Below are 24,503 nucleotides of genomic sequence, written 5' to 3'. Positions count from 1 at the left end.
AGCATGTTACAGGAATCAAAAGTAATTATACTCTACCTGCCGGTACATATCTGGGCAATGGAAAAAAGCTTTAACCTTTCGCCTTTTACCTTTTACCTCAAAAAACACTGTATCATAACCGTACGCAATCTGTTACATAAGCGTACAGTGAAGTTTTGGTATGATGGTGTAATTTATTGATAATTAATAGGATATAACTTTGGTATGTTATTGATATGTTAATCGCAAAATGATGAGTATTATTGTTTAACTCATTTATTTACTAACAAACTAATTCAATAATTAAAAATGTTATCACTGCAGCATATTTCAAAGTATTTCCAGGTAGGGGGCAACAAAAATATCATCCTGAATGATCTGAGCCTTGACATTGACGAAGGCGAATTTATTTCTATCATGGGACCTTCGGGTTCGGGCAAATCAACGTTGCTGAATATCATCGGTATGCTCGATGAACCATCAGACGGTTATCATTATTTTGAAGGCCATGCAGTACATCAGCTTAAAGAAAAACAACGTTCGGCTTTGTACAAGCAATACATCGGTTTCGTTTTTCAGGCTTATCACTTAATTGATGAGCTAACCGTTTATGAAAACATTGAAACCCCGCTTATTTACCAGGATTTTAAAAGTGCGGAGCGTAAAGCCATGGTTGCAGATATGCTTGACCGCTTTAACATTGTTGGCAAAAAAGATCTTTTCCCGGCACAGTTATCGGGCGGACAGCAGCAGTTAGTGGGTATCGCCCGCGCGCTTATTGCTAAACCCAAGTTGTTATTAGCCGACGAACCTACCGGTAACCTCAACTCAAAACAAGGGGAGGAGATTATGGAGCTGTTCCGCAAGCTGAATAAGGAAGATGGTGTAACCATTATTCAGGTTACCCACTCCGAAAAAAATGCCGAATACGGTTCGCGCATTATCGATCTGCTGGACGGCAAGATCGATTCATCAAGAAAACTCTGAACTCAATAATAAAATGCGATACTATAAATTACTATTTCTCGGTCTTGTTGTATTTGGAAACTTAAAGGCTTACAGCCAGGCCCCGGTAGATTCTGTGCTTACTTTACAGCAATGTATCGATCTTGCAATCAAAAACAACCTCGATGTAAAAAAGAGCGAATTGCAGATGCAGACACAGGAAATTGCCTATAACCAGGCCCGCGAAAACCTGCTGCCATCAATTAACGGCAATGTGAGCCACAACATCAGTAATGGCCGTAGCCAGGATCCTACAAATTATAACTACGTAACACAGCAAATTACTTACGCCCAGTATAATTTAAACAGTAACCTGACATTGTTTAATGGCATGAGCCTCATTAATAATATCAAACGCTACTCGCTGGCATACCAGGCAGGTAAAATGGATTTTCAACAGGCTAAGGACCTTGTTACCCTGAACGTTATTACTGCTTATTTGCAGGTACTTGATAATGAGGATTTGCTAAAGGCAACCGATATACAGGTTGAGCAGGCACAGAAACAGGTTGACAGATTGACAATATTGAATAAAGACGGCGCTACACCGCCTGCAACGTTATACGATTTGAAAGGCACATTGGCTACCAGTAAGATAGGCGCGGTTAATACCAAAGCGGCGATGGGGATCTCAAAGATTAACCTTTTGCAGATCATGAATGTGCCATTGGATAAGAGCGTTAAACTTGTGCGTTTATCTGCCGATCAATTGCCTGGAAATTATGATAAAAATGCAGATGAGATCTACACCAAGGCACTTAACGACCTTGCCTTGGTTAAAGCCTATGACTTGCGTTTAAAAAGTGCCGAAAAAGGTGTAAAATCAGCCAAAGGAGCTTTATGGCCTACTATCACTGCGTTTGGATCGCTTGCATCCAATTACTCAAGTACAGGTAATACCGGTTATTATTCGCAAATAAAAAATAATTACAGTTCGGGTTTTGGAGTTGGTTTAAGCATACCTATCCTTAATTATTTCCAAAATCGTAATAAAGTGGCACTGGCCCGTATCGACCTGCAAACTGCAAAGTATAACAATGACTTTACCCGGATCCAGTTGAAGCAAAATATTGATCAGGCTTATATCAATATGACATCGGCCCTTGAGCGCTATCACTTGCTGCGCGACCAGGTTGATGCCTATGGCGAATCGTACAGGATTGCTGAAGTTAAATTTAATTCGGGTGCTATTACTTCGGTAGATTTTGTGATAGCAAAATCAAACTTCGATCAGGCTAATACCAACCTGATCAACGCCCGGTATGACTATTTTATCCGTACCAAAATCCTTGATTATTACCAGGGAAACTTGGCGCTTTAATTAATAAACTCTTTAAGATTTTTAAAACCTATACTTTTATTCCCAATTTTTAGTTAAATATCTGGTTAACTTTTACCGAACTTATCGGTTGGGTTTAACCAGATATTTCTATTTTAGCGGTAGTTTTGCAAACAATATCGTTTTCATAAACTTAATACATCATCGAACACCTAATAAATATGAAAAAAGCAATTTTACTTTCCTTATCTATTTTTTTGCTGTCAATAGGCATATCAAAAGCCCAGGTAATCCCCAGCTTTTCTTTCGGCCTTAAGGGCGGTTTAAATTATTCAACTTTTCCGTCAAACGGCGTTTTTAACAACGATAATAAAGCTGGTTATCAGGCTGGCGCTTGGGCAAGGATCGGCGGCTTAGGCTTAATTTTTCAACCCGAGCTTTATTATACTGATAAAAGCGTTACTGTAAATAATGGAGGTGTTTCAAATAAACAAAGCTTTAAAAGTTTTGATGTTCCATTACTTGTAGGTGCTAAAGTTGGTGCTTTAGGTTTAGGTGGAAGGTTTTATGGTGGGCCGGTGCTTTCATTTACAACCGGAAGAGATAGGGATGCATTTAATGATGCAACAGCGTTAAGGTATAAAGATGCGAATTACGCAATACAGGTGGGTGCAGGTGTTGATATCAGTAGCCTGTCTATCGATCTTCGTTACGAAGGTGGTTTAAATAAAATAGCTTATGGCAACGATAATTCACACACGCGTGTTAGCCTGTTCAGCCTTGCTGTTGCTTATAAATTGTTCTCATTATAATCTCCCAGTCCCTCAAAAATACTGAAAGACCTGCCGGTAACGGCGGGTCTTTTTTGCGTTAGATCGGAGTGTGAACTTTCCTATTGTTCAAGTTACGCAATCGATTGTATATTTAGTATTATATTTTAGCTTTTATTTGATAGAATAGTATTATGCTTATTGTACAATGTACACCTATATTTAGGTGCCATTTATGCGTCGGTTATCTGTTTAAACGCGGGTTTCGGACATTCCTAAAATTCAGGGCAGATGAAAAAATACCTTTCAATCTCATTTTACAAAATTTTGTTTGCGCTATCGCTGATAGGGAACAATGCTGCTGCTCAAACGGATACAACTTCGAGGCTTATCCGACTTAATCAAATAGGCTTTTACCCTGGTGCCATAAAAAAGGCCATTGTTTTAAGTGACAGAGGAAGCGACTTTTTTATCCAAACCTTTCAAAAGCAAACAGTATTTACCGGTAAGCTTAAACCATCACTTAAACCAAACTTTGCCGGTCATATTGTTCAATTGGCCGACTTTAGTACATTCGGCAAGCCCGGCAGATATATACTTTATGTCCCCTTTGCAGGTTATTCCTATCCCTTTGAAGTTAAGGCCTCGGTTCATAAAACTGTGGCCGCCGCTGCTATCAAAGCCTATTATTTTATGCGCTCAGGTACACCTTTACCCGAAAAGTATGCAGGCAAATGGCACCGGGCCGCAGGTCATCCTGATACGGTTGTACTGATCCATCCATCTGCCGAAAGTGAAGGGCGGAAGGCTGGCTCAATAATCTCATCACCGCGCGGTTGGTGTGATGCCGGCGACTATAACAAGTATATTGTGAACAGTGGTATTACAACAAGTACGCTGCTTTCTTTATTTGAGGATTTTCCCGCTTACATGAAAACAGTTAAGCTTAATATCCCCGAAAGCAGCAATAAAATTCCGGATGTTTTGGATGAGGTGCTTTGGAACCTGCGTTGGATGCTGACTATGCAAGATCCCGCCGATGGCGGCGTATATCATAAGCTTACTAATGCTGCTTTTGATAAGTTTGAAATGCCCGATAAAGACACATCGCCACGTTATGTGGTACAAAAAGGTACTGCGGCTACGCTTGATTTTGCGGCCGTTATGGCGCAAGCTTCCCGCATTTTTAAACAATATCCTAACGAGCTACCAGGCTTAGCCGATTCATGTATCAATGCTGCTCAAAAAGCCTGGGGTTGGGCTCGTAAAAATCCGATGGTGACCTACCGGCAGGATGAGATGAACAAAAAGTTTGAACCGAAGATCACTACAGGGGGGTATGGCGATAATAACTTTACCGACGAGTTTATCTGGGCGGCATCCGAGCTGGCAGTCAGCACGGGTGAGGTTGACTATCTTAAAAATATTGATCTTTTGCCTGATGGCCGGATGCCGGTACCTACATGGTCGCAGGTTAGGCTGTTGGGGTATTATACGCTGATCAAAAATGATATAACAGCGAAAACTGTGCCCGCGTTACCTGAAATCAGGAAGCGACTTATCAACACTGCCGATGATATGATCAATGGGGTTGACTCAAACGCTTATCAAACAGTGATGACTAAATCCGCCAGGCATTTTGGCTGGGGCAGCACATCCGAGGCCGCAAACGAAGGAGTTCTGCTTATCCAGGCTTACAAGTTATTGGGTGATAAAAAATACCTGGATTATGCTTTAGCAAATCTTGACTACTTGCTTGGTCGTAACGGCACTGGTTATTCCTTTGTAACAGGGTATGGTACTAAAACGCCAATGCATCCGCATCACAGGCCTTCTGCAACTGACGGTATAGTTGACCCAATACCAGGCCTGCTTGTTGGCGGCCCTAATCCTGGTATGCAGGATGGTGTCAAAGTGCCATCAAAAGTGCCCGATGAGGACTATATTGATGATGAGCACGCTTACGCCGCCAATGAAATAGCCATAAACTGGAATGCCCCGCTGGCTTATCTGGCTAATGCGTTAGAGGCTTTGCAACACAAGTTAGCGAGTCAGACCACAAGATAATAAAGCATTAGGCATATATCTGCGACAGATCAACCTTCAAGACCCGGCAGGTTGTAAGACTTTATTATCGCAGCAAAAAGAAAGCGCTTCCCCAATTAATTAGAAGCGCTTTTTGTTTTTTAAGAACTTACGGGGTCTCTAAAACTTCGTAAGTTTGAATTTATCGTTACTTCACCACCTCAACCCATTGTCCTTTCAATAAGCTGCTGATTTGGTTATTATACATCGCCTCGCAATAAACAGCCGGTAAATAATATTTACCGGTGTATGCTGCATTAAGCATTACATAATAGGTTGATTCCTGCCCTTCGTATAAACTGAAATATGTGTTCACCCTGTCATCACGGATGTCGCGGTAATCAGATGGTGATGATTTAAACGCTTCGTCGCCAAGCAGCCGGGTATTCAGGATCTCCCAGCCCGACGGAAAAATCTGGGTGAGGGCCAGGTTATCGTACCTGCCGCGTTTACCGGGGTTTTTGATGTTTACCTGTGCTACAAAATCGGTCCCTTGTTTTAATGATGATGGGTCAATAGGCTTACCTTTAAGCGAGAAATAACCGACACGCATCTGTAATACATCCGGGTTAAGGATTGATTTGGTATCCTGCCCTGATGATGGCTGTCCTTTTTGTATCAGCCTAATGTACAGTTTATTATTGCTGTTATTCTTAAGGTATACTTTACCTCCATTGCCAGCCAGCGCCCCTTGCCATAAATAAGAACTTGTACTAATGGTGGCTTTGGCGCTTCCTGCTGCATAGTTAAATTCAAGTTTGCCTGCAGGTTTGTTTTGCCCGTAAAACTGGGCCAATGCTATCAGCGAGTATGCTGTAGTTTGGGTACTGTACCAATCATCCTGTGATAAACGTGCAGCAACGGTGTGCACCAATCCGGTCGCTTTCTGTTTTTGGCCTAACAGGGTAAGGGTTTCCAGTATCATTGCCTCATCCCTTAAATCGGATCCATAAGTGCCATAAAGGCTATTGTATGGTTTAACAGTAGTTGATAATCTCGCAATCATTCTTAAACCAACTTCGGGCTGTCCCGCAAGCTTATAAGCCGCTGCAAGTCGCCAGGCCGCTGCATCACTCAGCAATGCAAACTCACGCAGCCGGTTCATTGCGCCCATTTCGGGTGAGCGGGCCAGTGCCAGCAGATATAAACGATAGGCCTGGGTAAGGTCATCTTCATAATAATATGGCTGCTTGCGTGGTGCCCAGCTCAGGGCTTTTTCTTTTTGATACTTTCTCCAGCGGTCAATAAAGCCGATCGGCATGCTGAAGCCTTTTGCCTGTGCTGCTAACATGAAATGCCCCGCATAATTGGTTCCCCACTCATCGGCTTCGCCGCCGTAAGGCCAGTAGCTTAAGCCACCGCCCTGTACCTGGAAGCCATTGAGCCTGTTAATGGTGGCTTTAATATTCCGGTCGGTTTCGGCTCTTTGTTTTGGTGAAAGGTCAAGCAACTGGTTCAGGTATAACTGGGGGAAAGCTGATGATGTGGTTTGTTCCACACAGCCATGTGGATATTCAATCAGGTAATCCAAACGTTTTGAAAGGTTCAATGGCGGGATGTAAGCTACTTCAAGCGTGGCTTTATTAGTACCGTTGATACCAACCGGCTGATAATCGGTATTCCACACTTCGCCCAGTGCAAGCTCTTTCTGAACAATGCGGGTAACCGGCGGATTAGGGTTGCGAACGTTAAGATCAACATCATAAGCAGCTGTTTCCGAAGCGCTTTTGGCAATTATTTTTACTTTACCTACGCCAACAAAATCCTTAACATTTAAATCAAAAGTTACCATTTGGTCACCGGGCTTGTCAAAAGTGAGAGTCTTTTGATTATTACCGCCCAAATTGCTGAAGGCATTACTTTGCACCTGTATGTTAACGGTTTTGATATTGTTCTCCATAGCAAATACTGTTACCGGCAATTGAATGCTTTCTGAAGGGCCAAGCACACGCGGCAGGGTAGCCAGGATCATTAATGGTTTTTTAACCGCTACGGCTTTTTCGGCAATGCCGTAAGCACCATTGTGACCGGCTACTATCATAGCCTTAACAGAACCCACGTATTGCGGCAATATAAAGCGCTGTGTTTGCTTTTCGCCTGCACCGAGGTGGAAAGGGCCAAGGAATTTTACAACAGGTTTAAAACGGTTTACAGATACGTTTTTGTTGGTACCGAGGTTTCCGTCGCCGCCGATGCTTAAAATTCGATCCAGCCCTCCGCCAAAGGCGCCTATCACATAGTCGAACAGGTCCCAGGTTTTTACGCCTAAAGCTTCATGAGCATAAAAGGTATCATGTGGATTCGGCGTTTTGTAATTGGTGATATCAAGCAGGCCTTCATCAACAATTGCAATAGTATAGGTCATTTCCTTGCCCGATGCTTCGGATACGGTAATGGCTGACTGTGTTTCCGGCCTGATCTTATCAGGCATGCTGATGATTGGTTTCAGGACTGTTTCTGGATTTTCGACCTGCAGCGGAATGGCGCCATACATGCGGATAGGTAGGTCATTAACCGTTTGCGAATGTTTTTGAAGCAGGGTAACGTTAACAAAAACGTTCGGTGCCATTGTTCCATCAACAGTAAATGTATATCGGGTTTGTCCCTTTTTCGTATCTATCCAGGTTGTTTTTAAAACCTTGCTGCCGTTTTCAAAACTAATCAGTGCTCGACCAGCATCTCCTGTTGGAATGGTCAAAGTTGCCTCATCGCCAACTTTATATGCAGGTTTATCTGAAGTGAAAGATAACATCGCTGCCTCGGTAGGATTGGTGGATTGTAACCTTTCCGACCAGTTTGGCCAATCCACATAAATGATCTTTCCTGTTGAATGGCCTGTTTGTTCGTCTTTAATTTTAATGAGGTAGCGGCCCCAGTCGGCTTTGTTGATATGCAGCTTCCATTTGCCTGCGCCACCGGTAAGCCTTACGGTTTCAGTTTTGATAAGTTTATTATACTTATCCTGGGTAAAGTTACTCATTTCATTGCCGGTTTGGTCCCACCACCAGCGCCATTGTACCTTGTATAGTTCAACCTGCACATCGCGGCTACCCGGCAGGGCGTTTCCATTTACATCAACATCGGCTATGTCAACTAAATGGTCCTTATCAGTAAACAACATGCCCGAAAGGTCACTGCCTTCAGGTGTCTTGATCCCTACGTAGCCTGGGTAAACGTTATAAGGCATGCTCACCTGGTTGATGCTGAAATTGCCGCCCGGCTCAAATACCTTAACTAGGAAATTTGCGCGAAGCTGCCCAGGGGCCTGTTTCTCCACATTTACATTTGCGTCAACATCGGCTGTACCTGTTTCGCTTAGTTTGCCATCGAAAACAGTTTGAACCTGCGTATTAAAGGCCAGTGTAGGATCGTCAAAAACATAGTCTTTATACTTTTTAAAGCTGGTGTTTTGTGCCGATAAATAAGCATCAACCTTAGCCTTTAGGTTTTGCGCCGCGCCACCAAACAACCATTGGGCACTTAGCTTGCCATTGGCATTGTTTCCCTTGGTTAATTCGGAAGCCCCGCCGAACGACAGACTAAGCTTAAGCCGGTTAGGCATGATGGTTTCAACCTTAATTTTTTTCTCAAACGTGGCGCCGCCAACTTTAACTTTAGCCGTCCAGTTGCCGGTAGGGGACGAAGTTTCTGTTGCGGTATGGAAACTGTAAAAGCCATCTAAGCTTTTGGTTTGGGTGATGCGCCTGTAAAGTTTATCGCTTGGGTCATATAATTCAAATTCGACAGGATGATCAGCCGGAAGAGTTTTTAATTTATCCTCCAGAATAAAAGATGTATAAATGGAGTCTCCCGGACGCCAAACGCCGCGTTCGCCGTAAATAAAACCTTTTAGGCCATTTTGTACTTCCTCACCGCCCACGTTAAATCTTGATAAAGGTAAAGAGTTGCCATCATCAAGTTTAAGATAGCCGCGCTGCACGCCTTTTTTGGCTACTAATAAGTATGGTTTCCTCTTAAGATTTAATTTAGCCAGACCGTCGCCGTCGGTAGTGGTTTTGTAGATTACTTGTTTTTGGTAGTCGAGCAGCTCAAGATCTACATTGCTCATAGGCTCGGCACTTAGGATATCGGTAACAGCTATCAGCATACTGTTATCATTGCCACGTTTGGCAATAAGACCAATGTTTGAGGATATGATGTTTCGGGTAGCCCAGCGTTGCTTACTATAATACGAATCTGTGCACGCATCGTCGCGTTCCTGCCAGTTATACCCTTCGGGATAGTAATTGTCGTAGCGTTTCCAGAAGTCGTCGTCCTCGTCGCTTACTTTTGATGAATTGTCGCTGTATTCACCGCCGTAGTAACCGCCTTCTTCGTCGTCACCATTGTCTTTTTGAACCTTACCGCTATAAACCTTGCAGTTGAACAAGGAATATGATCGCCTGAAACCGATTACCACTCGATATATAGCGCCAGGTTCAGTTCGGATCATCTGGTCAAGATCAAGCATAAAACGGTTCTTCTTGTGCAGGTTAAGACCCTTATCAGTATCTAACCGAATAGTTTTTTGCACTATAGGCTTACCAACCTGCCTTAATTCTGCACTGCCGTCAAAACCATTGCTTTGAAAGTATTGCGGTACGTTGTTTTCGTAGATCTTGATGATGGTGACATCAACCGCGTTCAGGTTAATTGCTTCAAAAGGCATCATAATGCGGCCCGAATCGGGGAGGATCACACCCTTGCCGGGGATAGTAACTGCAGGCAAACGATTTTCGAAGAATAAATTAGCAGTATAGCCCTTCGTGATCCTTTTCAGGAGCGTATTTTTAATACCTTCGCTCACAGATATGGTGTAATCCCCCTGGAGGCGATCAGGAGCGTAAACTTTTACTAGGCTACCGTCGATGCTGTACGCCGGATCAGTGATATTGTTGATGCTGATAAGGCCGTTAAGTTCCTGTCCAACTAAAATGTTATCCGAAAACTGTACCTCAACATACTGATCATTGTCCTGCACAGCGCGGATATTCAGTACCTTAAAATCGCCAATGGCGGGCACTTCAAAATTCTGGTTGCCTTTTTTATCCACGCCAATGCTGCTGCCATCCCAGTTAATTGTAAGTGGATTGGCTTTGCCGGCTATACGTGTTAAACCGGTTATGGTAAAATGATGGTTTTTATGGGCCGCGTCGTGTTCCCAGTTTATTTTAACCGGCGAATCATAATTGGGTACAATAAGCTTATCAACAGCCGATGGGTCTTCTGCGTCAGCTGTTTGAATATCACCTGTAAGCTTCATTTCGGTATTTGAAGTACTGCTGGCGGTTTGCATGCCGATAAATGACACGGTAAAGTCGGGCTGAATAACCTGGAAATTAAATTTAAAGTGCTCAAAATGATCCGACACTTCAATAAGCTTGCTCAATTTAAAATCGGCAGTATAGTTTTTACCGGGGTCGAGCTTTTCATCGGGCCTGAACTCGATGGTTCGTGCATCCGTCCAGATAGCCTTTCCTTTTATAGCTGGTGAAAAGTTGAAAAGATCTTCGTTTATTTCTTCATTTTGCTGGTGCGTTACCTGCACGTCACTGGCCAGCCTGATACGAATGGGGCTCTGTTTGGAAATAACACCAGTTGTATACGACTCGATATACTTGTTGAAAGCAGGATCAACTATTGTTTTTTTATGGCCATGAGCTACCAGGTATATGATAAGTAATGCAAGAGCAATGGTAGTGACAACAGTGATTAAGGTTCGGCGTTTGCGGAATTGATTGTATCCGTTTTCCATGAATAGGTTTATTTATTATCAGGTAAATTATGAAATTTATGACAATAAATAATTTAAAGCGAAAATTATTTTATCATAACCCCGGGCTTATTTAAAACCGGGATCTTGATAAAATTCATCTCCACAATACTTTCAGGAAGGAATATAAATTTCTTGTCGAAAATGTCTTTGCCTATATAATAGCTGAGCCAATATTCGTTATTAAGGCCGAAGGTTTGCTCATCAATAGGCTCAATAAGCTTATATGCTTTGCTGTCAACAACAGGGATCATATGCCTCAGGGTGGAGGTTTTTACCTGTTCACCGTCCTTTTCCCCATAGCCTTTTGAGGTTATGAGCACGTTTTCGATCGGCTCGTTTTTAAGGTTAATGAGATATACATACCATACCTTACTTTCCACGCTCTCGCTCTCTAATGCTACCGCAATAGCAATATCCTTTACATTGTTTTCGGGCAGGTCTTTTTTCATTCTTTTGGTTGATTGGGTTAATCGGGGTGATTAGGTGAGTGGTTTAGTAAAGATGCGATTAGAACCATTCCCCTAATCAACCCAATTAACTATTCACTACTTCTTCTTAGTTGCCGCCTTTTTCCTAGCCGGTGCTTTTGTTGCAGTAGGTTTAGCTGAGGCAGCAGCTTTACCAAAGCGGCCTTTTTTTGCATCCTTCGGTGTTGCATCGGCGAGTGCCTTGCATTCCTCGTAGGTCAGGGTCAAAGGATCTTTATCTTTAGGGATCTTAACGTTCAGTTTGCCAAATTCAATATAGGGCCCCCAGCGGCCGTTCAGTACTTTAACGTCCGGATCTTCATCAAAAGATTTGATCAGCTTTTCAGCATCCTTTTTACGCTTTAGGTTGATTAGCTCAATGGCCTGTTCCTCGGTAACATCGTGCGGGTCGATCTCTTTAGGTAAAGATACAAAAGCGCTGTTATGACTGATATAAGGCCCGAAACGGCCGATGGCCACTTTCATTACCTTGCCTTCATACTCGCCCACAACTTTGGGAAGCTTGAATAGCTCAAGTGCTTCTTCAAGGCTGATGGTCTCGATACTCTGTCCGCTCCGAAGACTTGCATAGAGGGGTTTCTCTTCGTTTTCGTCTGTAGCGCTCTCTCCAACCTGTACAAATGGCCCGAAACGGCCTATCCGAACAGAGACTTTTTTTCCGCTTTCCGGGTGGATGCCTAATTCGCGTTCTCCGGTTGCTTTGTCGGCTTTTTCGATGGTGCTTTCAACTTCTTTATGGAATGGATTATAAAAATCATGGAGCATTGCAGTCCACTCTTTCATTCCTTGCGCTATCTCGTCAAATTGTTTTTCAACGCTGGCGGTAAAGTTAAAATCAACAATATCCTTGAAGTATTGTACCAGGAAGTCGTTAACAACTGCACCAATATCAGTAGGGAACAGTTTGCCACGTTCGGCTCCGGTGTTCTCTGTTTTTTCCTCTTTGGTGATGCTGCCCGCCTTCAATGTTAACACCCGGAAATTACGCTGTTTACCTTCGCGTTCTTCCTTAACCACATAACCACGGTTTTGAATGGTTGAGATAGTTGGAGCGTAGGTTGACGGACGACCGATACCAAGCTCCTCCAGTTTTTTCACTAAGCTTGCCTCAGTGTAGCGTGCCGCCGGACGTGAAAAACGCTCTGTAGCCGACATTTCCTGTAATGCTAAACGCTGACCCTTGGCTAAAGGAGGCAGTATTGCATTTTCACCATCTTGTTGTGGTTCGTCTTCCTCATCTTTCGATTCGAGGTAAACTTTCAGGAAGCCATCAAATTTCATTACCTCGCCGTTTGCCACTAAATCTTCATTACGGGTTGAGATGCTGATTTTTGCTGTGGTTTTCTCAAACTGGGCTTCGCTCATTTGCGAGGCGATGGCGCGTTTCCATATTAGCTCATATAAGCGCTTTTCTGCCGATTCACCATCGATAGAATGATTATTGAAATATGTTGGCCTGATCGCCTCGTGCGCTTCCTGTGCACTGGCATTTTTGGTTTTATATCTTCTTTGCTGATGGTATTTTTCGCCGTAGGCAGATACGATCTCGCTTGCAGCCGAATTTAAAGCCAGTTCAGACAGGTTTACCGAATCGGTACGCATGTAGGTAATGTAACCAGATTCGTATAGCCTTTGTGCAACCTGCATAGTCCGCGCTACTGAGTAACCAAGTTTACGGCTTGCCTCCTGTTGAAGGGTAGAGGTAGTGAACGGTGCAGCTGGCGAACGCTTTGTTGGGCGGGTATCTAACGATTTTACATCGAAATAGGCCGCAATACAATCCTGTAAAAATTTTTCAGCATCTTCCTGTTTAGAAAAACGCTCAGGAAGTTCCGCCTTGAAAGCTTCTTTACCTTTACCAAATATGGCTACAATTTTAAATGAAGCTTCTGATTTAAATTTATTGATCTCACGCTCGCGATCCACAATAAGCCTTACCGCAACTGATTGTACGCGACCGGCCGAAAGTGATGGTTTTACCTTCTTCCACAAAACAGGGGAGAGCTCAAAACCTACCAACCTGTCTAAAACACGGCGTGCCTGTTGAGCGTTAACAAGGTTATAGTCGATTTTACGTGGTGTATCTATTGCTTTTAAAATGGCCGGCTTAGTGATCTCATGAAAAACGATACGCTTGGTATGTGTGTCCTTCAGATCCAATGTTTCAAATAAGTGCCAGGAAATAGCCTCACCCTCGCGGTCCTCGTCCGATGCGAGCCAAACCATTTCGGCTTCCTTAGCTAACTTCTTTAATTCGCTAACTACCTGCTTTTTATCTGCAGGTACCTCGTATTTTTGTTTAAAGTTATTAGCTATATCAATTGCATCTTCCGACTTAACCAGATCACGGATATGCCCATAGCTGGACTTTACGGTAAAGTCCTTACCAAGGTATCCCTCAATGGTCTTAGCTTTCGCTGGTGATTCAACTATCAGTAAGTTTTTGGCCATCTAATCAGTTTTAGTTTTTGCAAATAAAACATAAAGTAAGCGAAACACCAATTAGTTTTTGGTAAAAGGTGTAAAAGTTGAAGGCAAAATATGTTTTAAGTTGAGAATTTTATGAAAAAATGTCTTTGGAAATTATATTCTTGCAAAATAACTAAACTCATTTTAACAAAATGATAACAAGCAAATGCGGCAGCTCGCATTGTCAAGCATTAAAAAATGCAGGAAATAGGGTGTTTACATCAGAAAGCCGCCGCCAACAAGGTCATCCCCTTCATAAAATACAGCTGATTGGCCCGGTGCTATGCCTGATACATTATGATGAAAATCAACTTTCATATGTTCGCCCATTTGAAGAATGGTGCTTTGCGCTCCGGCATCTTTATAACGGATTTTGGTAATGGCTTCGAGCGGCTCATTTATATTTTCATATTTAATGAGGTTGAGGTTTTTTACCCAGGCTTGTTTGCGTTCAAGCTCGTCGGCGGTGCCTAAAACAACTGTATTGGTGGTAGGATCGATGCGCGTAACAAACATAGGATGTCCTAATGCCACGCCCAAGCCCTTACGCTGGCCAATGGTATAAAAAGGATAACCCTGGTGTTTGCCCACTACGGTGCCGTTGGTAAGTACAAAATTACCCGGGCCGATACGTTCGTCAAGGTCTTCAACTTTATGGCGCAGAAATGAGCGATAATCGTTATCTGGTACAAAGCAGATCTCGTAACTTTCGCTTTTACCTGCAAGTTCTATTTGGCCCATATCGAGCGCCATTTGCCTGATCTCGGGTTTTGAAAAACTACCCAACGGGAATTTAGTACGTGCAAGGTTTTTTTGAGATACCCCCCATAACACGTACGATTGATCCTTATTGGTATCCTTGCCTTTTGATATCACATAACGGCCATTATCCTGCAAACGGATATTGGCATAGTGACCGGTGGCAATAAATTCACAATCGAGTTTATCAGCACGTTTTAGCAATGCTTCCCATTTAATATGGGTATTGCACAAAACGCATGGGTTAGGGGTGCGGCCGGCTAAATATTCATCAACAAAGTTATCGATCACAAAATCGCCAAACTCATTACGGATATCTAATATATAATGAGGGAAGCCGTAACCAACGGCAAGGGCACGCGCGTCATTGATGCTATCTAAACTACAACAGCCGGTTTCTTTTGAGCTTCCGCCCGATGAGGCATAGTCCCAGGTTTTCATGGTTAAACCAATAACTTCATAGCCCTGTTCATGCAGCATCACTGCCGCCACCGAACTATCAACCCCGCCGCTCATTGCCACTAATATCCTGCCATGCTTACTCATAATGCTGCAAAGATACCTATTTGATTTTTATGTTGACACAAGCTTGGTCAGTATAGGGTAAAATGTGTTGAGATAACTATTGCTTTACCCGTTGGCGGAATTAATTATTAATATATAGCCCTGAAAAGGGATTTATTTAAAATACAAAATAATGGCACTTGAACTAAAAATATTGAATGGTGATAACGAATTATCCGTTGATGGTGAGCGTGTAATTAGATTCCATTTTGCAGGCGATGACAATTCATTTGAAGTTAGCTGTATTGGCATTGAGGAATTAAGGGATATGTTCCATCAACGTAGTATTAACATGGATATAAAATATGAACAGGCATGCCAATTGGCTCGGGAAAATACTTCGAAAAAATAGTTGCACACTTTTCTCTCAGTTCTACCGTCAATTCATTGTTAGAGATAAAACACATCGAAATATTTACTAATTCAGATTTAAATCGCGGTCTTAATTCGATGTATTTGAATAGCGGCATCGATAAATTTTGTCCAAACTCAAGATCATCAATATCTCGATAAAATGAAACTTCGGTTATTTTATATTCATCAATACTCATGGTATAAAATTAACAAAGCTATCAGACTTTTCGCCGGCCATTTCATATATTTGATACAATTTTATTAGCGAACTCGTTCAGGGCAGCGAAACGACCAAACAATCAAACCCGAACTATACGAGCCGAGATTTGCCGTACGCAACAGCGTGGGGAGAATCACTCGTATATAGGCGCTTGGTCGTGCCTGCTGTCCGGTGAGGCCCCACGCTTCTTTTTTGTATCACCGCCAGGTAGGGGCTTATGGCAACTCATTTTTTTGCCCAGCCGTGAACCCTACACAGACGAAACCAAAAAGAAAGTTCCCTCAATGGATTGTAATTGTTATTGGCCTTGTAATAATGGCTATAAGTAAAGAGGCCTACAGAGCTCTTCATGAAAATACAGAAATTGTAACTACTAACAACGCCCCTGATGATGAATGGTTGCCGTTGAAAACCATCATTCAAAAAAAGTCAACTGAAATCCATTTGAATGATGTAGAACGAAAAAAATGGTGCGATTGTGTGTTGGTAAAATTTAAAACGAAATATCCTAACGGTTTAAGGAATCTTCCGGGTGATAGTCTCAGTGTTACGTCCGCCACTTTTGCTTATGATTGTTTAAAGGTTGCTGTTGATACTATTAAATAAAATATCACTTAAGCGCATATTTTATCTGGCTAATAGGCTTGTTATTAACATGCTGATTGATGTAGTTGAGAATAGTCATGGATAGTAGCTTTGATCTAATTCTGTTAAAGTAAGATAGCAGTGTCTTTGCATAATTCTGCTGAATGTTAAATTGATCGGATAGCTGCGAAAATATGGTTTCAATCTTTTTACGCTTTCCTTTGTAGATAGGAGGAATGAAATGAGGCTTCTTAGCATTCGACCTGGAATCTGTAAACAAGAATATCTTTGATTCTTCTCTAAGTGTTTGCTTATAAGACTCGCTGATATAACCTTTGTCACCGATTAAATGACAGTTTTTAAGTTTTTGCCCTACGGTTGAAAGATATTGCACATCCGATGCTGATGCTGAAGTTATATCAAAAAATTGGACAGCACCCTCCAGTGAACATACAGCATGTAGCTTGAAGCCAAAATATCTTTCCTCTTGTGAAGCACAATAACCGATGTTGGGTTTAATTTCAGCTGTTTCCTTGCCAATTTGAACACGGTTACGACGAGCATATTTACAAAGCCTTAATGGCATTGAGTCTATAACATACGCCTCTTGCTTTTTGGTTATTCGCGCTAAAACAAGCTTTCTAACATCTTCTATTTTAGTATGAAGTCTTTTTCGCCTATCGTTGAATTGCCTGCGGCTTAATAAATCAGGAAAATCTTTTTTATTCAGTAGAGAAAAGAAATAGTTCTCACTGTTATGCCCCATGCATTCGGCGGTGCAAGCCAGAGCAATTACTTCAATATCACTGAATTTGGTTTTAGGTCCGGGCTTGACCTGTTTTTTATTAATAGACATATCCCCGCCTAAGATTTCTCTTAGTGCGCATAATATCTTGTCGAAATTTGACTTGATGCTGTGCATGGGATTTGGTCATAAGCCATTTAATCCCGTATCTTTGCACACGGGAGAATAGCTATGTCGAGTCAGTAAACCGATAAGAAACTATGATCTTTAGAAAGCCCCCGGTCGCCAAACTTGTGGGGCTTTCGTTTATATCATAATCTCAGTTTTTTAAATAGAGATAGTGTAGTTTATTTCTTTTAACACATCATATTGCGCTTTTACAACGTTGTTTTCATCGAACCATTCAGGTAAGCCATAATAAAACCCTCTTATACCTGGTCGGCTTATCTTTTTGAGAATTCCATTTTCAACAAGGTTCTTTAAGGCTATTGATAAGCCTGTCATGTAATTATTCCTGATTTTAGGGTCAGCCAAATTTGTCTGTTCATCCCAAAATAAACATTCGAGGATTTCAGCAGAAAGGCAAACATGTCCCTTCTCGCGAATACAACTAAGAGATCGTTCTGTCCACCTGATATTAGGGGCCTCCTTAGTTAGAGCATTGATGGCTTTATCAATTGCTTTTACCCTCTGAAGAAGTGTTGCTCGCTCTTGTTTTAAGATTTCAACGGCTGTCATTTGTTAATATTTATTTAATGCAAATGACTATTATTGTAAGCTAAAATTCAACTAAAGTTTTCAACAAAAAAGACGATCTGAAAAATCGCCTCCAATTATTTATTTTTATGAAATTAATTCCGCCAACAGGTATTGCTTTGTGTTAATTAATAGTTAATTAATGCTGTATTTCAGTATTTTATATAGATTATATTAAGCAAAAGTGATGGTCATATTCAAAACAAATTCGGGATAAATACTGCTCATAAATCCTGATTGCGTCGTCTTTAGTTTTATTGTTTCTTTAATATAAGTTAAAATACCCCAATAGCTATTTCCTTAACATACTATTAATATTGTATAATAATTGATAAAATTTAATCTACTTAGTGTAAAAAGGGCTGATTAAAAAAAGGAATTAAACGGGCGCTCCAAGAGTGCATTTCGTTGTAAAAAGTGTATTTGCAACAGGTGTAGGTGATACACTAATTTCAACATTAAAAGACATTTGTTGCTAAAATTTTAAATAATAAATGTAGAGTTGACTATTATAAAAACAAGCAACATTATTTATTAAAAATAACGTAAAAGTGATGCTGCCTATTGTAACGGACCTATTACATTATAAATTTGCTATATCCTAATTAATAAAACAATGTTAACTCAATTGACTTTAGAACAAAAATTACAGGGCGTAATTTTAGTGATTATTTGCTTTATTGCAGCAGCCAACTACTTAATAAAGTAACGCTTAACAATACGAATAAACACGTTGAGGTGCTTACTACACAGAGTAAGCACCTTTTTTATGCATATGGTTTACAGGATGTCTTACGGATTACGTGTTTGCCCGTTGCCTCTAACTATCCACTTGTAACTGGTAAGTTCTTCCTGGCCCATAGGACCGCGGGCATGAAGTTTTTGAGTGCTGATACCAATCTCGGCGCCAAGACCAAACTGGGCGCCATCAGTGAACGCTGTTGATACGTTTGCATAAACAGCTGCAGCATCCACATCATTTAAAAATTTAGCAATGTTTTCTGCATTTTCAGAGATAATGGCTTCACTATGTTTTGAACTGTTTACAGCGATATATTCTAACGCTTCAGTAAATGAACTTACCGTTTTTATAGCCATCTTCATCGAAAGAAATTCAGTACCAAAGTGTTCCGGACTGGCTTTATGCAAAAGGTTGGAGGGGTAATTGCTTTTTAACGCTTCAAAGGCTCGTTCATCGGCAAAGATTTCTACTTCTTTTTCGTTTAGGATGTGTGCCAGTTGCGGCAGGTCGCTTAAGCGGGCGGAGTGGATGATCAAACAATCTAAAGCGTTGCAAACACTTACCCGGCGGGTTTTTGCGTTGGCAATAATTTCAGCACCTTTCTCTACGTTGCCCGATTCATCAAAATAAGTATGCACAATACCGGCACCTGTTTCAATAACAGGTACCTTGCTGTTATCCCGCACAAAATCAATCAGCGACTGGCTTCCTCTTGGGATAAGCACATCAATATAACCAATAGCATTCAGCAAAGCTGTTGTAGCCTCACGTTCGGCGGGGAGCAGTGTAACCACATTGACATCAACGCCGTGTTTTGCCAATACTTTATGGATAACCGAAATAATAGCCCGGTTAGAGAAATCGGCATCACTACCACCTTTTAATACACTGATGTTACCTGTTTTAAAGCAAAGAGCAAAAACATCAAAAGTAACATTGGGGCGGGCTTCATATATAACACCAACAACGCCAAGCGGGACACGTATTTTTGATATCGATAAACCGTTGGACATTTCTGTAGTAGAAAGCTGTTTGCCAAGCGGGCTATCAAGTTGGGCTACGCTTTGCATATCGCCTGCAATACCTTTGATGCGGTCGGCTGTAAGTTTAAGGCGGTCGTATTTTGGATCGGCCGGATCCATACGGTCAAGGTCTCGTTGGTTTTCAGCCAGGATATATTCGGTTTGTGCTATAGCCTCGGCAGCAACATCCTCCAAAATCCCGTTGATTACGGTAGGGGCAAGGGGCGCTTTGCGGCTTGCTTCACGTGCTTTATCAAAATAGCTGTTATAGTTCATTGTATTTAGCCTTGTAAGTAAAGATAATCATAGTGTACCAGTGCTTTTTGGTTTTTTTGGCCGACGCGTTCACGGGCCTTATCGGCACCATATTCGGCAATGCCTAAACCAATCAGCTTATCGGTATCATCTATCAGTTTAATAATATCGCCTTTTTTAAAGTCGGTTATTACCCCCACTATGCCAACCGGCAATAAGCTGGTTGCCTTGTTTGAGATGAGCGCGGCTTTTGCACCGGCATTGATCAGTACACTCCCAGTCGCTGATTTTTCGGAATGGGCAATCCATTTCTTTTTACCCGATGCTGTTTTATTTGGAATGAAGCGGGTATGTGTAACCTGGTTTTCCAAAACACCTGTTAAGATCTGATCACGTTTACCATTGGCTATATGCACTGAAATACCAAGCTGGGCTGTTTTTTGCGCCATGGTTGATTTGGTGATCATGCCACCCCGGCCAAATTGCGAACGGCCAGATGATACAAAACTTGAAAAATCAAGTTCATTACCGCTAACCTCATCTATCACTGCCGAGCCAGCTGCTTTAGGATCGCCATTGTAAATGCCATCAACGTTGGTGAGGATGATGAGCGCATTAGCGTTTAGCATAGATGCTATGAGGCCTGCCAATTCATCATTATCGGTAAACATAAGCTCGGTTACAGATACCACGTCGTTTTCATTGACAACAGGGATCACCTCATATTGCAGCAATGCCTCAAGGCAATTTTTCATATTGAGGTAATGCATCCTGTCCCTGAAATCTTCGCGGGTAACCAAAACCTGCGAACATAATATCTGAAACTGCTCAAACAGGTGCGAATAGGTATTGATCAGTTTTACCTGCCCAATAGAGGCCAGCACCTGGCGGGCAGCAACAGCATCTGATTTTTCTGCGACAGAGATCAAACTGCGGCCGGATGCCACAGCTCCCGACGAAACCAGTATCACTTCGGTGCCCTGTTTTTTTATCGCAGCTATCTGGTCAACCAGATGGGCTATTCGCGGCAGGTCGGGGAGCCCGTTTTCCTGGGTAATAACATTTGAGCCGATTTTGATAACGATGCGTTGATAATTGAAAGCCATTAGTATAGTACAGGTTGAGGCTTCAATATTACAAATTTGGAAGAAATTAGGCTTTGTTTATTTTGAAATATCCAGTAAAGTGATGGATTTTATAGTGAAATGATGCGGAAGTCATCAAAAATTTTAAAAAACAGACCGCAAAGCTTGACAGTCAGTATTAAATTTATATTTTTGTCGACTAATTCTATAGACAATGTATCATTTTAATGCAATTGCCGTTCTGTCCAAGTTAAAAATGCAGCTCCTAACTGCAATGTGTTGTTGTTGAGGCATAGCCTCCATCAACGATAATACACGACCCAAAATCACAAGTTTAATTACCACCACCACAAATTATTTCATGAAAATTTTTACAAACATAGTTAGAATACTTGTACTCTTCCTGGTACTATTGCCGGGTATAAGTTATGCACAGCTTAACGGCTCATATATATTGAGCGGAAAAGTTGACGACGACCAGGGCAAGCCGCTGGTAGGGGCAACCGTATCAATAAAAGGCACAACCAATAAAACATCAACCGATACCACCGGAAAATTTTCTTTAACCACAAGCGCAAAGCTTCCTTATACGCTTATTTTTACAGCAATAGGTTATCAACCCCAGGAATTTTATATAAAAAATGCCAACAGCGCGGTAAACATTACCCTAACTACACAATCATTGTTGGTTAATGAGGTGGTAGTAACAGCATCCCGTAAGGAGGAAAAATTGCTTCGCTCGCCCGTAGCTATCGAAAAATTGAGTATCACGGCGTTAAAACAATCGCCCGGCCCAAGTTTTTATGATGCTTTGGAGAACGTGAAAGGCGTGCAGATGACAACCACCAGTATCACCCTCAAAGTGCCTAACACCCGTGGCTTCAACAGTCCCAACAACTTCAGGTTTATGCAACTGGTTGATGGCGTTGATATGCAGTCGGCTACATTGGGTGTACCGCTTGGCAATGCCATTGGGCCGACTGAACTGGATATTGCCAGTGTGGAAATCACCCCGGGCGCTGCTGCTGCCCTTTATGGTACCAACGCTATCAATGGTTTATCAAATCTGTTTACTAAAGATCCATTCAAATACCAGGGCTTAAGCTTTTACCATCGCCAGGGTTTAAACCATGTTGGTAAAGACCGCTTAGGGGCAAGTTCACTTACCGAGGATGCTTTGCGCTATGCCAAAGCTTTTAACGATAAGTTTGCGGTGAAAGTAAACTTTAGCTATATGCAAGGCCAGGACTGGCAATCAGATACCCGTCTTGATCAAAATCCAACCAACCTTAAATCGGCCAACCCTGCTTATCCTGAATTAACAGGTACCAGCAACGCAGCTTATGATGGCTGGAACAAATACGGTGATGACGCGCTTGCAGGTAGTAATACTGTATCAATAAAAGGTATCACGGTTGATGGTAAAGCCCGCCCAAACCTTACCGTAGCCCGGACGGGCTATAACGAGGTTGATCTGGTTGATCCGCATGTGAAAAACTTAAAACTGGATGGTACGCTGGCTTATAAATTATCGCCAAACACCATCTTGTCGTATACTTATCGCTATGGCAGACTTGACGGCGTGTTTCAGCGGGGTAATAAAATCTCGTTACAGGGAGCTACAGTTCAGAATCATAAAATTGAATTAAAAGGGAAAGACTTCCTGGTTCGAGGCTATGAATCAATTGAAAACACTGGTAACTCGTTTAACGTAAAACCACTGGCCGATAACCTCGACCTTAAACACGCCAGTAATTCGGCTTGGGCAACTTTATATGGTAACGCTTTAAAAGCGTATAACGGAGGGGTGCTTACTTCCGCAAATCTTGCCGCGGCAGAACAAGCTGCACGTGCTGCCGCCGATAAAGGCCGGGTTGAACCAGGCACTCCTGAGTTTGACGCGTTACGCAAAACCATCATTGGTATCAATAACTGGGATATTAAGTCGAGCCTGATCCCCAACGCCCCGGAAACAGGCGGTGCAGCTCTATGGCAAAAAAGCCATATGTACAACGGCGAGGCCCAGTGGGACCTGAGCAGGAAGGTTAAATTTGTTGACCTGTTGGTTGGTGCTGATGTACGTGTGTACAGTATTACACCTGATGGCAATAACTTCGTTGATTTCAGCCGTCCTATTGCAGACAGGAATACCCCATTGGCTGATGGCTCTTTCGGTAAAGACGTTATCTATAAAAAATACGGTGCATTTACCCAGGTTACCAAAACCTTTTTTGACGAAAAACTGAAAGTATTCGGCTCTATCCGTTGGGACCGCAATCCATACTTCGATCCTAAGTTTACACCGCGTTTAGCTGCTGTTTACACCGTTAATCAAAACCATAACTTCAGGTTTACATTCCAGAATGGTTATCGTTTCCCTTCATTGTTTGAGGCTTTATCATATGTAAATAATGGTCGCGTAAAACGTGTGGGTAGTTTACCATTCATTAACGAAGGCTTAGGATACCTTGGTAATAGCTATACCCAAACATCGGTAGTGGCATTCAATGCTGCAGTAAACGCTGCAGGCGGCTCAGACCAGGCAGCTTTGGCTAACCGCAACCTGTTAAAAGTAGCGGACCTGCCACCTGCCCGCCCGGAGCAAATTACTTCTTTCGAGGTAGGTTATAAAGGTATCGTAGCCGACAATAAAGTGTTCATCGATATTGACGCTTACACCAACCGTTATGATGGTTTCCTCGGCCAGGTACAAGTTTTTGTGCCAAACGGTGTTACCGTAGGTTCAGACGCAGCTGTATTAGCCATGCTTGACATTAACCGTGATCCCACAACAGGCACATCAAGTAACGCAGCCAGTCAGGGGCAAAGCAGGTACCGCGTTTATACCAATGCTAAGAATATTTACCATAATTATGGTTCTTCGGCGGGTATCACTTACAATTTCTACCAGCACTACACGGTATCGGGTAACGTGAGCTTCAATAAGCTGAAAGCCCAAACAGCTTCAGATATTTTTGTTACAGGTTTCAATACCCCGGAGTGGTCGGGCAATGTATCGTTCGGTAACCGTGAGGTGGTTAAAAACTTCGGTTTCAACGTGGTTTACAAATGGCAGCAGTCTTACCTGTGGGAGAGCCCATTGGTTACCGGTACCGTGCCTTCAATTAAAACAGTTGATGCACAGGTTACTTACCGCGTGCCTTCTTACTATGCAACATTTAAGTTGGGGGCTACCGATATTTTTAACAAAAGATATTATCAATATGCAGGCGGCCCGACAATCGGTGGCTTGTATTACGTATCGGTAACGCTTGATGGCTTATTAGCAGGCAATAATAACAACAAGTAAGAGCTTTTATAAGGTTTTATATAGTTTGTAAGGGGATGGAGTGATAAGCTTTGTCCCCTTTTCTATTTTGTCTATCGTCATTATAAAAGCGTCATTGTTAGGCACGAAGCAATCCCCTAAATACAATGGGGCTAAGCAAATCTAGCCTTTGTAGTTCGCGATTGCTTCGTGCCTAGCAATGACGGTGGAGATTGTGACGGACACAAAAAAGGCCAACTGATTTTTCAACCAATTGACCTACGTATAAAAAAAAGC

The 24,503-nt window shown here is 42.2% G+C and carries 16 protein-coding genes; 8 read left to right on the top strand and 8 right to left on the bottom strand.

Annotated elements, in window-relative coordinates:
* The first annotated feature begins 3 nt into the window (after nucleotides 1-3).
* The 5 genes from J3L18_RS10820 (at nucleotide 4) to J3L18_RS10800 (ending at nucleotide 5,100) form a co-directional block, all read left to right on the top strand.
* On the top strand, nucleotides 4-180 hold the full coding sequence (locus J3L18_RS10820) for a hypothetical protein (protein WP_176844393.1): 177 nt from the start codon (nucleotides 4-6) through the stop codon (nucleotides 178-180).
* A gap of 108 nt (nucleotides 181-288) precedes the next feature.
* On the top strand, nucleotides 289-966 hold the full coding sequence (locus tag J3L18_RS10815; protein WP_091163863.1) for an ABC transporter ATP-binding protein: 678 nt from the start codon (nucleotides 289-291) through the stop codon (nucleotides 964-966).
* Nucleotides 967-979: 13 nt separating this feature from the next.
* Entirely contained in the window at nucleotides 980-2,305 is a 1,326-nt protein-coding gene (locus J3L18_RS10810) for a TolC family protein (protein ID WP_091163865.1), read from the top strand.
* Between the two features lie 179 nt (nucleotides 2,306-2,484).
* A complete protein-coding gene (locus J3L18_RS10805; RefSeq protein WP_091163868.1) occupies nucleotides 2,485-3,075 on the top strand; it encodes a porin family protein in 591 nt (196 codons plus the stop codon).
* A 249-nt stretch (nucleotides 3,076-3,324) separates the two neighbouring features.
* Nucleotides 3,325-5,100, top strand: a complete 1,776-nt coding sequence (locus J3L18_RS10800; protein ID WP_129571551.1) for a glycoside hydrolase family 9 protein — start codon at nucleotides 3,325-3,327, stop codon at nucleotides 5,098-5,100.
* 166 nt (nucleotides 5,101-5,266) lie between these two features.
* Here J3L18_RS10800 and J3L18_RS10795 read toward each other — a convergent pair whose 3' ends face one another.
* From J3L18_RS10795 to mnmA, 4 genes are all read right to left on the bottom strand, one after another.
* Nucleotides 5,267-10,873: an alpha-2-macroglobulin family protein gene (locus J3L18_RS10795; RefSeq protein ID WP_129571550.1), complete on the bottom strand. Its 5,607-nt coding sequence runs from the start codon at nucleotides 10,871-10,873 to the stop codon at nucleotides 5,267-5,269.
* A 65-nt stretch (nucleotides 10,874-10,938) separates the two neighbouring features.
* A complete protein-coding gene (locus J3L18_RS10790) occupies nucleotides 10,939-11,343 on the bottom strand; it encodes a hypothetical protein (protein ID WP_090525388.1) in 405 nt (134 codons plus the stop codon).
* 96 nt (nucleotides 11,344-11,439) lie between these two features.
* On the bottom strand, nucleotides 11,440-13,833 hold the full coding sequence (gene topA, locus J3L18_RS10785; RefSeq protein WP_129571549.1) for a type I DNA topoisomerase: 2,394 nt from the start codon (nucleotides 13,831-13,833) through the stop codon (nucleotides 11,440-11,442).
* 234 nt (nucleotides 13,834-14,067) lie between these two features.
* Nucleotides 14,068-15,156: a tRNA 2-thiouridine(34) synthase MnmA gene (gene mnmA, locus J3L18_RS10780; protein ID WP_091163878.1), complete on the bottom strand. Its 1,089-nt coding sequence runs from the start codon at nucleotides 15,154-15,156 to the stop codon at nucleotides 14,068-14,070.
* Nucleotides 15,157-15,307: 151 nt separating this feature from the next.
* On the opposite strand from mnmA, the gene J3L18_RS10775 reads away from it, so the two are divergent.
* The gene (locus J3L18_RS10775; RefSeq protein ID WP_129571548.1) at nucleotides 15,308-15,526 is read left to right on the top strand and encodes a hypothetical protein; all 219 of its coding nucleotides are present in this window, start codon (nucleotides 15,308-15,310) and stop codon (nucleotides 15,524-15,526) included.
* Nucleotides 15,527-15,991: 465 nt separating this feature from the next.
* The gene (locus J3L18_RS10770) at nucleotides 15,992-16,354 is read left to right on the top strand and encodes a hypothetical protein (RefSeq protein ID WP_129571547.1); all 363 of its coding nucleotides are present in this window, start codon (nucleotides 15,992-15,994) and stop codon (nucleotides 16,352-16,354) included.
* A 4-nt stretch (nucleotides 16,355-16,358) separates the two neighbouring features.
* Here J3L18_RS10770 and J3L18_RS10765 read toward each other — a convergent pair whose 3' ends face one another.
* The 4 genes from J3L18_RS10765 to proB form a co-directional block, all read right to left on the bottom strand.
* Nucleotides 16,359-17,255, bottom strand: coding sequence for an IS982 family transposase (locus J3L18_RS10765; protein ID WP_129571546.1), 897 nt, complete (start codon nucleotides 17,253-17,255; stop codon nucleotides 16,359-16,361).
* Nucleotides 17,256-17,405: 150 nt separating this feature from the next.
* Nucleotides 17,406-17,816: a hypothetical protein gene (locus tag J3L18_RS10760; protein ID WP_129571545.1), complete on the bottom strand. Its 411-nt coding sequence runs from the start codon at nucleotides 17,814-17,816 to the stop codon at nucleotides 17,406-17,408.
* Between the two features lie 810 nt (nucleotides 17,817-18,626).
* Nucleotides 18,627-19,874, bottom strand: coding sequence for a glutamate-5-semialdehyde dehydrogenase (locus J3L18_RS10755; RefSeq protein WP_129571544.1), 1,248 nt, complete (start codon nucleotides 19,872-19,874; stop codon nucleotides 18,627-18,629).
* A gap of 5 nt (nucleotides 19,875-19,879) precedes the next feature.
* Nucleotides 19,880-20,959, bottom strand: a complete 1,080-nt coding sequence (gene proB, locus J3L18_RS10750) for a glutamate 5-kinase (protein ID WP_129571543.1) — start codon at nucleotides 20,957-20,959, stop codon at nucleotides 19,880-19,882.
* A gap of 340 nt (nucleotides 20,960-21,299) precedes the next feature.
* On the opposite strand from proB, the gene J3L18_RS10745 reads away from it, so the two are divergent.
* Nucleotides 21,300-24,248 carry a TonB-dependent receptor gene (locus tag J3L18_RS10745; protein WP_189549466.1) on the top strand — a complete coding sequence of 983 codons (2,949 nt, stop codon included), beginning with the start codon at nucleotides 21,300-21,302 and terminating at the stop codon, nucleotides 24,246-24,248.
* Nucleotides 24,249-24,503 lie beyond the last annotated feature (255 nt).

Origin of the sequence: Mucilaginibacter gossypii (genome assembly GCF_017569325.2) — a bacterium.
In the GTDB taxonomy this organism is placed as follows: Bacteria; Bacteroidota; Bacteroidia; order Sphingobacteriales; family Sphingobacteriaceae; genus Mucilaginibacter; species Mucilaginibacter gossypii.
The sequence above is the reverse complement of the archived record's forward strand: the minus strand, read 5'-3'. Positions and strand labels throughout refer to the sequence as shown.

Coding starts and splice junctions, on each gene's coding strand:
- J3L18_RS10815 (WP_091163863.1), top strand. CDS start 289: ATGTTATCACTGCAGCATATTTCAAAGTATTTCCAGGTAGGGGGCAAC.
- J3L18_RS10760 (WP_129571545.1), bottom strand. CDS start 17,816: ATGACAGCCGTTGAAATCTTAAAACAAGAGCGAGCAACACTTCTTCAG.
- topA (WP_129571549.1), bottom strand. CDS start 13,833: ATGGCCAAAAACTTACTGATAGTTGAATCACCAGCGAAAGCTAAGACC.
- J3L18_RS10790 (WP_090525388.1), bottom strand. CDS start 11,343: ATGAAAAAAGACCTGCCCGAAAACAATGTAAAGGATATTGCTATTGCG.
- proB (WP_129571543.1), bottom strand. CDS start 20,959: ATGGCTTTCAATTATCAACGCATCGTTATCAAAATCGGCTCAAATGTT.
- J3L18_RS10800 (WP_129571551.1), top strand. CDS start 3,325: ATGAAAAAATACCTTTCAATCTCATTTTACAAAATTTTGTTTGCGCTA.
- J3L18_RS10795 (WP_129571550.1), bottom strand. CDS start 10,873: ATGGAAAACGGATACAATCAATTCCGCAAACGCCGAACCTTAATCACT.
- J3L18_RS10805 (WP_091163868.1), top strand. CDS start 2,485: ATGAAAAAAGCAATTTTACTTTCCTTATCTATTTTTTTGCTGTCAATA.
- J3L18_RS10775 (WP_129571548.1), top strand. CDS start 15,308: ATGGCACTTGAACTAAAAATATTGAATGGTGATAACGAATTATCCGTT.
- J3L18_RS10810 (WP_091163865.1), top strand. CDS start 980: ATGCGATACTATAAATTACTATTTCTCGGTCTTGTTGTATTTGGAAAC.
- J3L18_RS10745 (WP_189549466.1), top strand. CDS start 21,300: ATGAAAATTTTTACAAACATAGTTAGAATACTTGTACTCTTCCTGGTA.
- mnmA (WP_091163878.1), bottom strand. CDS start 15,156: ATGAGTAAGCATGGCAGGATATTAGTGGCAATGAGCGGCGGGGTTGAT.
- J3L18_RS10755 (WP_129571544.1), bottom strand. CDS start 19,874: ATGAACTATAACAGCTATTTTGATAAAGCACGTGAAGCAAGCCGCAAA.
- J3L18_RS10820 (WP_176844393.1), top strand. CDS start 4: ATGTTACAGGAATCAAAAGTAATTATACTCTACCTGCCGGTACATATC.
- J3L18_RS10765 (WP_129571546.1), bottom strand. CDS start 17,255: ATGCACAGCATCAAGTCAAATTTCGACAAGATATTATGCGCACTAAGA.